Annotated in this window: 1 pseudogene; it reads left to right on the top strand. The window is 44.3% G+C overall.

From position 1 onward, the window contains the following. A pseudogene (locus tag CKO50_RS23075) lies at positions 1–219 on the top strand (transposase); the annotation flags it as partial.

Genomic DNA, 219 nt, shown 5'->3' with positions numbered 1-219 from the left:
ACAGCCCGTAAAAAACAAATCAGTTTAACCGACACCAAATACTACCACTGTATCTCCCGCTGCGTAAGGCGCGCCTTCCTCTGTGGTGAAGATAGATTTACCGGAAAATCATATGAACACCGCCGAGATTGGGTTGAAGAAAAGCTCCTGATGTTGGGGTCTGTGTTTTGTATTAATGTCTGTGCTTATGCCGTGATGAGTAATCACACTCACATTGTT

The organism is Pseudoalteromonas sp. HM-SA03 (assembly GCF_002289345.1).
Lineage (GTDB): Bacteria > Pseudomonadota > Gammaproteobacteria > Enterobacterales > Alteromonadaceae > Pseudoalteromonas.
Note: the sequence above shows the minus strand (reverse complement) of the source record. Positions and strands in the feature narration are given on the sequence as shown.